Source organism: Ruminococcus sp., from assembly GCF_024684275.1.
On sequence record NZ_JAIKXF010000006.1, the window covers coordinates 1 to 9,126 of the forward strand.

Genomic DNA, 9,126 nt, shown 5'->3' on the forward strand with positions numbered 1-9,126 from the left:
TATAACAAAGACCATGTACGAAAAAGCGAACATTGCTATCCGTATACTGTATATAGAACAATCAAAGCGAGGTGTGACTATGTATACGATACAGCCCAAGAAGCTAATGATCATCAATATTCTCGATATATTGAAGAAATACACTGACGAAGACCACCGACTGTCTCAGAAGGACATTGTTGATATTCTCAAAAAAAGAGTATAGTATGCCTGCGGACAGAAAAGCGGTAAAGAGCAACCTAATGAACCTTGTGGACTTTGGATATCCTATAAATTACAGCGAATCTCTTCGTAAGGACAAAAACGGTGAGGAAAAGACTGTTCTGACCGACTGGTACCTCAGCCACAATTTCAGCGGTGCTGAATTGCGCCTGCTTATAGATGGGCTGCTATTCTCACGCCATATTCCATACAGTCAGCGAAAAGACCTTATAACAAAGCTGGAGGGACTGTCGTCTGTATACTTTCATAGCAAGGTACGTCATATCTGTACAATGCCTGATGACAGCAGCTCGAACAAGCAGCTCTTCTACACTATCGATGTTCTTGACGAGGCTATCGAAAAGAAACGTCAGGTAGAGTTTGAGTATTGCAGCTATGGTACCGACAAGCAGCTCCACCCACGTATGAATGATAACGGCGAGATACGCGGATATATCGTAAATCCATATCAGCTCGCAGTCATGAGCGGTCGGTATTACCTTATCTGCAATTACGATAAGTACGACAGGCTCTCCAATTATCGCGTAGACAGAATTAGCAATATCCGTATGCTCAATACGCCCGTAAAGCCTGCGGAAAAAGTCGCTGGATACAAGTACGGACTTGACCTCGCTGAACACATGACCGAGCACATTTATATGTTCACAAGCGAGAAGATAAATGTGAAGTTCCGCGCCAATAGCTACATTATCAACGATGTCATTGACTACTTCGGAACTGACATTGATATTTCAGACGTTACAGATAATGATTTTTTTGTTCGCACACATATCAGCGAAGAGGATATGTTCAAGTGGGCGGTACAGTATGCAGGTCACGCTGTTGTTCTTGAACCCGCTCCCCTAAGGGAGCGTGTCATAAATGTGTTAAAAAAAGCAATCAATAACTATGAACAGGAGGAATGAACTATGACTTTTGAAGAAATCAAAGAAGAGGCTAAATCAGCTGAAACTCTAGAAAAACTCTTTTCACTATGGAAGCAAGCTCATGCAGCTGAGCCGAACTATGAGGAGACTACTGTATCGTATTGGACATATAAAAGGAAAGAGAAATATCCTCCCATAGAACAGGAATCATTTGTAGCAGATGGATATATTTCTGAAGGCGAATATAATTGTTCAGAGAAAAAGGTTTTGTTTATTCTTAGGGAAGCTAATATAGTCATGTATCGTAAAGATGAAAAGAAGGATTCTAATGGTAAAACAATAAATCCAGATAAAAGGTGTCAGTCGGGATTCTACAAATGGTTTATTAATGATTTAAAATCTAATAGACCAAAGCAGCAAGAAAAAATGGCTCGAATGGCATATTATCTTCAGCATCCTGAATTATCTGAGGAAGAACGAAAAAAGCCTAATGAAGAAGGCATGAAAAAAGCGCTTGCTTCCTGCGCATATATGAATTTAAACAAACGAGGCGGAGGATCATTTGTTGATTGGCAAGTGTTTGAAAAATACATTGAAAAATACAAGGCTTTTATAGTACGTCAAATAAAAATAATGAAGCCTAATTACATTGTTTATGTAGGTCCAAATAAAGTAGACATTTCAGCTTCTTTAGATCCACAGATTAAAGAAATCTCCATGTGGCATACGTCTTATCGAATGAAAGGTCAAGAACGTAGCAAGAATCCTCAATATTGTTTGGATAAAAACGTTGATTGTTATATGCGAAAGTTTTTTGAAAAGGTAAAAGAAAATGAAAGATGAATTCGTAGTCATCGACATTACAACGAATGGTTTGGACGAAGATGCGGAGATAGTCAGCTTTGCTGCGCTCAGGTTTGAAAACGGAGTCCCTACCGACCGCTTCTTTGAGTATGTCAACAGCGGAGCTGTCCTCTCGGATTATACTTCAGAGATATTGGGGTTCACCAATGATACGCTGCAAAGATACGGTACGACTATGGAAGATGCTTATTGGCAGTTTATAGAGTTCTGTTCCGGCAGTGATCTGGTCGCTATGCACCATGACTTTGATAATAAGTTCATAGAGCGTATATGCAGGAAGTATGACCTTCCAGCGCTTGAAAATCATATCACAGACCTTGATACGCTGTTCCATCTGAAGTATAATCGAGGCTATAGCACACGCTTCGCTGAAAAGCAGCTTGGTATCACCTCTGATGAAAACGACGACTGGAGACACCTTGATTTTGCAGGGAAAGTGTTTATTGTATTACAAGGAGAATGATCGCAAACCTGCTCCTACTATAGAATTATCATTCAAACGATGTACGAAATACCGTACATCGTTTCTTTTATACTATAATATACTACGGTCTAAGGGTTCAGCTTATGCTTTGCTTTTATATTCCTTTCCATTCACACTGCCGCCGTCAACAAGAATATCAACGCATGCAAGATACCCATTGCGCTCATCCGCTGCCATAGCGATGGCAAAGCCCAGCTCCTCCGGAGTTCCCATTCGTTTTTCGGCGGTGTATTTGAGCATTGATGCACCTTCACCCTTTTCAAGCTCACCCATGTCCGTGGCGATCAGTCCCGGACTGAGTGAGCATACCCGGATGCCACGGCTGCCCAGTTCAAAAGCCGATTTTTTTGCATACCATACTGCAAAATTCTTTGAAAGCGCATAGGCAATTGCCTTTATAAATATTCGAATCCCTCTCTGTCCACCAGAATGGTAAAAGAAAAGGTTGAACCGCATATGATAATGCGGTTCAACCTTTTTCTTTTTATACAGTCAATTACCGTCATCAATTCGTCTGAGAAAACATCATCCATAGCCAAAATAGACAAATCGTGCAGCCATTTGTTGTTTATCTACACAGATATTTACTGCCGATGAATGCTTTTGATTGAATTCTCTTGACTATTTTGACACTTGATGATATAATTCAATCAACAACAATCATATTCATTCAAATTCACTCATAAATATTCGTTTGATAATGATACTATTAAATATTCAGGACGGGGATAATTTTGCTTACAGAAGAAAGACATCAGATGATACTTAATGCACTCGACGGCAAAAATGCCGTTACGCTCAGTGAGCTTTGCTCATTACTCGGCGCTTCTGCATCTACCGTGAGGAGAGATCTTAATCACCTTGCAGAACGCGGACTGCTTATCAAGATACACGGCGGTGCTATGCCCTGCATAGACAAATTCAGCTTCGGAGAACAGAATATTGAAGAAAAATCTCATCTTTATAATGATGAAAAGACTGCTATAGCTAAGTATGCAGCTTCACTGATAGAAGACGGTGATTTCGTATTCATTGACGCCGGAACAACAACTGAAAAAATGATAGACTATATCTCTGCAAAAAACGTCACATTTGTTACCAATGCCTTTGTTCACGCAAAAAAGCTTGCACAAAGAGGCTTCAAAGTTTTCCTCCCAGCCGGTGAGATAAAGCTTACAACAGAAGCGATCGTCGGCGCAGAGTGTGTCAGCAGCCTTCAGGCTTACAACTTCACAAAAAGCTTCATCGGAGCAAACGGAATCTCACTTTCTGCCGGAGTTTCCACTCCCGACAGAAATGAGGCGAGCATAAAGGCTGAGGTGATCAGACACAGCAGGAACGCATATATCCTTTCGGATCATTCCAAATTCGATCAGATTACCTCAGTAACTTTCACGGATCTTGATAAGGTCATAATAATCACTGATAAACTCAGTGATAAAAAATATCTGACAGCTGCAAATATCAAGGAGGTGATGTAGTTGGTATACACTGTAACATTCAACCCTGCCATCGACTATGTTGTACACACAGCTGAAATGAGGCTTGGCGAAGTTAATCGTTCATCATCGGAGGAAATGTACTTCGGCGGCAAAGGGATAAATGTGTCCATAGTTCTGAATGAGCTTGGTACACCGTCCATTGCTCTGGGCTTCACCGCAGGCTTCACAGGCGAGGCTATCGAAAACGGTATCAAGGCAATGGGCATAAAATCAGATTTCGTAAGACTGAAAACCGGCAACTCCCGGATCAATGTCAAGATCAAAGCCGGCGAAGAAACCGAACTCAACGGTCAGGGGCCGCACATAGACGACGAGGCGCTGGAAGCACTTTTCGTAAAGCTGGACAAGCTGTCAGACGGTGATACGCTCGTGCTTGCAGGCAGTATCCCTTCCAGTCTTCCATCGGACATCTATGAGAGGATCATGCAGAGACTTTCGGACAGAAAGATCAGGACAGTTGTTGACGCCACAAATGACCTTCTGCTCAACGTTCTGAAGTACAAGCCCTTCCTCATCAAGCCAAATAATCATGAGCTTGGTGAGATGTTCGGAGTAACCCTCTCGGAAGATGAAGAAATAGAGCGCTATGCCCGAAAACTGAAAGACAGGGGAGCTATAAATGTTCTGATATCAATGGCTGGTGACGGAGCTATGCTTATTGACGAGAACGGTAAATGCCACCGCTGCGGCGTCTGCAAGGGAAAAGTCAGAAACTCGGTCGGTGCAGGAGATTCCATGGTAGCAGGTTTTCTGACCGGAGCTCAGAACGGCGACTATGAATACGCATTAAAGCTCGGTACCGCCGCAGGAGGAGCCACAGCTTTCTCAGACGGACTGGCAGTAAAAACCAAGATCGAAGAGCTGCTCGCTCAGCTCTGATATTACAACAGTAAGGAGGAATAGCTCATGAGAATTGTAGATCTGCTCAGCAAAAATAGCATCAAGCTAAACGCTTCCCCAAAGTCAAAATCCGAAGCTATCGATATGCTCATAGACCTTCAGGTAAAAGGCGGAAATATCGCCGATAAGGAAGCTTATAAAAAAGGCATCATAGCAAGAGAGGAAAAAGGTTCGACCGCTGTTGGCGAAGGAATTGCAATACCACACGCAAAAAGCGAAGCTGTAAAGGCTCCATCACTGGCGGCAATGACAGTTCCGGATGGAGTTGATTACGAAGCCCTTGATGATGAGCCCTCAAATCTGCTGTTTATGATAGCAGCCCCCAATGACGGAGATGTTCATCTTGAAGTTCTGTCCAGACTTATGACTATACTCATGGACGAGGATTTCAGAGACGACCTTCTGAAAGCCAAGGACGCTGATGAGTTCCTGAAGGTCATCGACGATATGGAGAAAGAGAAATATCCCGACGAACCTGCTGCTGAAGAAAGATCCGAAAACGGATATAAAGTTCTTGCGGTAACCGCCTGCCCGACGGGTATTGCCCACACCTATATGGCTGCCGAGGCTCTTGAAAAAGCAGGCAAAAAGCTGGGTATCTCTATTAAAGTTGAGACAAACGGTTCCGGCGGCGCAAAGAATATCCTCACTCAGGAAGAGATCGACGCCTGCGACGGTATAATCGTAGCTGCCGACAAGACTGTCTCTATGGCGCGTTTCAACGGCAAAAAAGTCATAAAGACCAAGGTATCAGACGGTATAAAGATCCCCGAGGAGCTTATAAACCGCATCGAAGCAGGAGACGCTCCCGTATATCATCATGAGGGCGAAGCCGACAGCAGCTCATCGAGCACATCTGACAGCGAAGGCTTCGGAAGAAAGCTTTACAAACACCTCATGAACGGCGTTTCAAATATGCTGCCCTTCACAGTTGCGGGAGGCATTTTTATCGCGATAGCCTTCCTGATAGACTCCTTCGGAGGCGCTCCTCAGGACGGTGATTTCGGTTCCCACCTTGCGGCTGCGGCATGGTTCAAGACTATCGGAAACTACGCTTTCCAGTTCATGATACCTGTGCTTGCAGGATATATCGGACTCAGCATCGCTGACCGCCCCGGCTTCCTTGTCGGTATGGCAGGAGGCGCAATGGCAGCCGCAGGTGCAACCTTTGCATCTCCGGGAGGAGACGTTCCCTCAGGCTTCCTCGGTGCGCTGCTGGCGGGCTTTATCGGCGGATACCTCACACTTTGCCTGGAAAGGGCGTGCAATAAGCTGCCCAAGGCTCTCAACGGTATCAAGCCCGTACTCATTTATCCTCTCGGAGGACTCGCCATTGTCGGCATCATGATGTGTGCAGTCAACCCTGTAATGGGCATTCTCAACGACGGTCTCTCCAACTTCCTCAACAGCATGGGCGACTCGAGCAAGGTCCTCCTTGGCTGCATACTCGGAGGTATGATGGCGATAGACATGGGCGGTCCCTTCAACAAGGCAGCCTATGTATTCGGCGTTGCTGCTATCTCTCAGGGCAACTTCAATATCATGGCAGCAGTAATGTTAGGAGGTATGGTCCCTCCTATCGCTATAGCACTGGCTACCACATTCTTCAAAAACAGATTTACCGAGGAGGAATGCAAGAACGGTCCCGTCAACTACATTATGGGACTCAGCTTCATAACAGAAGGCGCTATCCCCTACGCCGCAGCTGACCCTGCAAGAGTGATCCCCTCCTGTATCGTAGGTGCGGCAACAGCAGGCGGCATATCAATGGCATTCGGCTGTACGCTCAGAGCTCCTCACGGCGGTATATTCGTATTCCCTGTGGTAGGACACCCTCTCCAGTATGTTATAGCACTTGCCATCGGCTCAGTAGTTGGAATGTTAATGCTAGCTCTGCTCAAAAAGAAGCATCCTCAGAACGCATAAAACAAATCATTATTATAAGGAGTGAAAATTTATGGTATCAAAAAAGGTAACTATCGTAAACGCAGAAGGTATGCACATGAGACCCGCAGGTATGATCGCAAAGGCTGTCAAGGCTCATTCAGACAGCGAGGTCATTCTCAAAGCCAATGATAAGGACATCAAGGCTAAAAATGTCATGCAGATCATGGCAGCGGGACTCAAAAAGGGCACCGAAGTGGAAATAGTCGTTAACGGCGGTAACGAGCAGGCTGTTCTTGATGAACTCGCTGCAATGTTCGAGAACGGTTTCGGCGAATAATTCCAAACGAAAATGGGACGGCATCACTGCTGTCCCATACCTTTAAAGGAGGTGCATCAATATGACCATTTTCAAAGGCAAGGGAGTTTACGGTGCTGTAGCTATCGGTAAGATCTCTGTTTTCAAACGAAGGGACACAACTGTAAAGCGAATACACGTCAGGGATACAGCTGCCGAGAAGAAAAGACTGGAAGCCGCAAAGGAAGCGGCAACAGCTCAGCTTCAGGAAATATATGACAAGGCACTCAAGGAGGTCGGTGAGCAGAATGCTCAGATCTTTGAGATACACATGATGATGATCGAAGATGACGATTACAACGAGTCCATCGAAAGTATTATCGACACTCAGTCTGTCAATGCAGAATATGCAGTCTCGGTGACCGCCGATAACTTTTCAGAAATGTTCGCGTCTATGGACGATGCCTATATGCAGGCGCGCTCCGCAGACGTAAAGGATATATCGAATCGCATTATCGCCTGCCTTTCAGACGACGGTTCTCAGGAGAACAGCAGCGACGAAAAAGTGATAATCTGTGCAGACGATCTGGCTCCCAGCGAAACCGTTCTGCTGGACAAGAACAAGGTCCTCGCTTTTGTTACATCTCACGGCTCTTCAAATTCTCACACAGCTATACTGGCAAGGAATATGAATATCCCTGCCGTTATCGGTGCAGGTGATGATTTTCTCTCAGCTGTGTCAGCCGGTATGTTTGCCGCAGTTGACGGATATACCGGTGAGGTATTCCTCTCTCCTGACACCGAGGCTCTCGAAAAACTCGAAACGAAGCAGAAAGAGGACGAGGAAAAGAAGAGGCTTCTCCAGGAGTTAAAAGGCAAGGAAAACGTTACGCTCGACGGAACAAGGATCAATATTTTTGCCAATATCGGCGGAGTGGATCATATCGGAGCAGTTCTTGCCAACGACGCAGGAGGAATTGGTCTATTCCGAAGTGAATTTCTCTATCTTGAGAGCAGCGATTATCCGACCGAAGAGCAGCAGTTTGCTGCCTACAAAAAGGTGCTTGAAAGCATGGCTGGCAAAAAGGTCATTATACGTACTCTTGACATCGGCGCTGACAAGAAGGTGGATTATTTTGATCTCGCAAAGGAGGACAATCCTGCCCTCGGTTTCAGAGCTATAAGGATCTGTCTCACTCGTCCAGAGATATTCAGGACACAGCTCCGTGCCCTTTACAGGGCTTCCGCATTCGGCAAGCTTGGTATCATGTTCCCTATGATAACAAGTGTATCGGAGGTGGAACAGATCAAAAAAATATGCGCAGAGGTCAGAGAGGAGCTCCGCGTTGACGGAGTAGACTTCGATGAAAACGCAGAACTCGGTATAATGATCGAAACTCCCGCAGCAGCTGTCATAAGCGATAAACTTGCTCCTCTTGTTGACTTTTTCAGCGTAGGTACCAATGACCTGACACAATACACTCTCGCCTGTGACAGGCAAAACAGTGCCGTTGAACAGTTCGTTGATACACACCATGAAGCTATTCTCCGGCTCATAGAAATGTCTGCAAAAAATGCCCATGCAAATGGTGCGTGGATAGGTATATGCGGCGAACTTGCAGCTGACACAAGTCTTACTGAAACATTCCTGAGAATGGGTATAGACGAGCTTTCAGTTTCGCCTTCCTTTGTACTCAAGGTCAGAGACGCAGTAAGACACACTGATCTCTCCTGATAATTAAACCAAACAAAAAAGCGCCTGTAACTGTGATATGAGTATCGCTGTTATAATATACCAATAGCCCATAGTCGTATGACATACTCAGAAAATGTGTCATTTAAGTGGTTTTTTAACTTTTGACATGCTTCATAAAAAAGATACACCCTATTGACAAAAATCGGAGCCGGATTATGCCGGCTCCTCATATTTATGTATACTTTCTTTCGTACTCTTTGATCCTGCGGTAGAAAGTATTGGTCCGCAGACCCATTTCTTTCTGAAACCATACCGCCGTAATAGTTCCGGACTTCCACTGCTCATACAGCTGTCCGAACTTTTCCCAGTCGATACGGATAGGCTGCCGACCTTTATACTTTCCCTGCGAC

General features: G+C 44.9%; 9 protein-coding genes and 1 pseudogene. 9 read left to right on the plus strand and 1 reads right to left on the minus strand.

Annotated elements, in window-relative coordinates:
- The 4 genes and pseudogenes from K5677_RS00545 to K5677_RS00560 form a co-directional block, all read left to right on the plus strand.
- A pseudogene (locus K5677_RS00545) lies at positions 1–205 on the plus strand (hypothetical protein); the annotation flags it as partial.
- Between the two features lies 1 nt (position 206).
- Positions 207–1,127 carry a WYL domain-containing protein gene (locus K5677_RS00550; RefSeq protein ID WP_296723474.1) on the plus strand — a complete coding sequence of 307 codons (921 nt, stop codon included), beginning with the start codon at positions 207–209 and terminating at the stop codon, positions 1,125–1,127.
- A 3-nt stretch (positions 1,128–1,130) separates the two neighbouring features.
- The gene (locus K5677_RS00555) at positions 1,131–1,931 is read left to right on the plus strand and encodes a hypothetical protein (protein ID WP_296723477.1); all 801 of its coding nucleotides are present in this window, start codon (positions 1,131–1,133) and stop codon (positions 1,929–1,931) included.
- Positions 1,921–2,415: a 3'-5' exonuclease gene (locus K5677_RS00560; RefSeq protein WP_296723479.1), complete on the plus strand. Its 495-nt coding sequence runs from the start codon at positions 1,921–1,923 to the stop codon at positions 2,413–2,415. The genes K5677_RS00555 and K5677_RS00560 overlap by 11 nt, the downstream gene beginning before the upstream one ends.
- A 102-nt stretch (positions 2,416–2,517) precedes the next feature.
- Here K5677_RS00560 and K5677_RS00565 read toward each other — a convergent pair whose 3' ends face one another.
- The gene (locus K5677_RS00565) at positions 2,518–2,892 is read right to left on the minus strand and encodes an SDR family oxidoreductase (RefSeq protein ID WP_296723481.1); all 375 of its coding nucleotides are present in this window, start codon (positions 2,890–2,892) and stop codon (positions 2,518–2,520) included.
- A gap of 278 nt (positions 2,893–3,170) precedes the next feature.
- On the opposite strand from K5677_RS00565, the gene K5677_RS00570 reads away from it, so the two are divergent.
- The 5 genes from K5677_RS00570 (at position 3,171) to ptsP (ending at position 8,755) form a co-directional block, all read left to right on the plus strand.
- A complete protein-coding gene (locus K5677_RS00570) occupies positions 3,171–3,917 on the plus strand; it encodes a DeoR/GlpR family DNA-binding transcription regulator (protein WP_296723482.1) in 747 nt (248 codons plus the stop codon).
- A complete protein-coding gene (pfkB, locus tag K5677_RS00575) occupies positions 3,918–4,817 on the plus strand; it encodes a 1-phosphofructokinase (RefSeq protein ID WP_296723484.1) in 900 nt (299 codons plus the stop codon).
- A gap of 27 nt (positions 4,818–4,844) precedes the next feature.
- The gene (locus K5677_RS00580) at positions 4,845–6,764 is read left to right on the plus strand and encodes a fructose-specific PTS transporter subunit EIIC (RefSeq protein ID WP_296723485.1); all 1,920 of its coding nucleotides are present in this window, start codon (positions 4,845–4,847) and stop codon (positions 6,762–6,764) included.
- 31 nt (positions 6,765–6,795) lie between these two features.
- Positions 6,796–7,062: an HPr family phosphocarrier protein gene (locus K5677_RS00585; protein WP_019679450.1), complete on the plus strand. Its 267-nt coding sequence runs from the start codon at positions 6,796–6,798 to the stop codon at positions 7,060–7,062.
- Positions 7,063–7,123: 61 nt separating this feature from the next.
- A complete protein-coding gene (gene ptsP, locus K5677_RS00590; protein WP_296723489.1) occupies positions 7,124–8,755 on the plus strand; it encodes a phosphoenolpyruvate--protein phosphotransferase in 1,632 nt (543 codons plus the stop codon).
- Positions 8,756–9,126: the final 371 nt, after the last annotated feature.

Bases quoted from the DNA above. Each gene is read 5' to 3' on its own strand.
- K5677_RS00550 (WP_296723474.1), top strand. From the start codon at position 207: ATGCCTGCGGACAGAAAAGCGGTAAAGAGCAACCTAATGAACCTTGTG.
- K5677_RS00555 (WP_296723477.1), top strand. From the start codon at position 1,131: ATGACTTTTGAAGAAATCAAAGAAGAGGCTAAATCAGCTGAAACTCTA.
- K5677_RS00560 (WP_296723479.1), top strand. From the start codon at position 1,921: ATGAAAGATGAATTCGTAGTCATCGACATTACAACGAATGGTTTGGAC.
- K5677_RS00565 (WP_296723481.1), bottom strand. From the start codon at position 2,892: ATGCGGTTCAACCTTTTCTTTTACCATTCTGGTGGACAGAGAGGGATT.
- K5677_RS00580 (WP_296723485.1), top strand. From the start codon at position 4,845: ATGAGAATTGTAGATCTGCTCAGCAAAAATAGCATCAAGCTAAACGCT.
- K5677_RS00585 (WP_019679450.1), top strand. From the start codon at position 6,796: ATGGTATCAAAAAAGGTAACTATCGTAAACGCAGAAGGTATGCACATG.
- ptsP (WP_296723489.1), top strand. From the start codon at position 7,124: ATGACCATTTTCAAAGGCAAGGGAGTTTACGGTGCTGTAGCTATCGGT.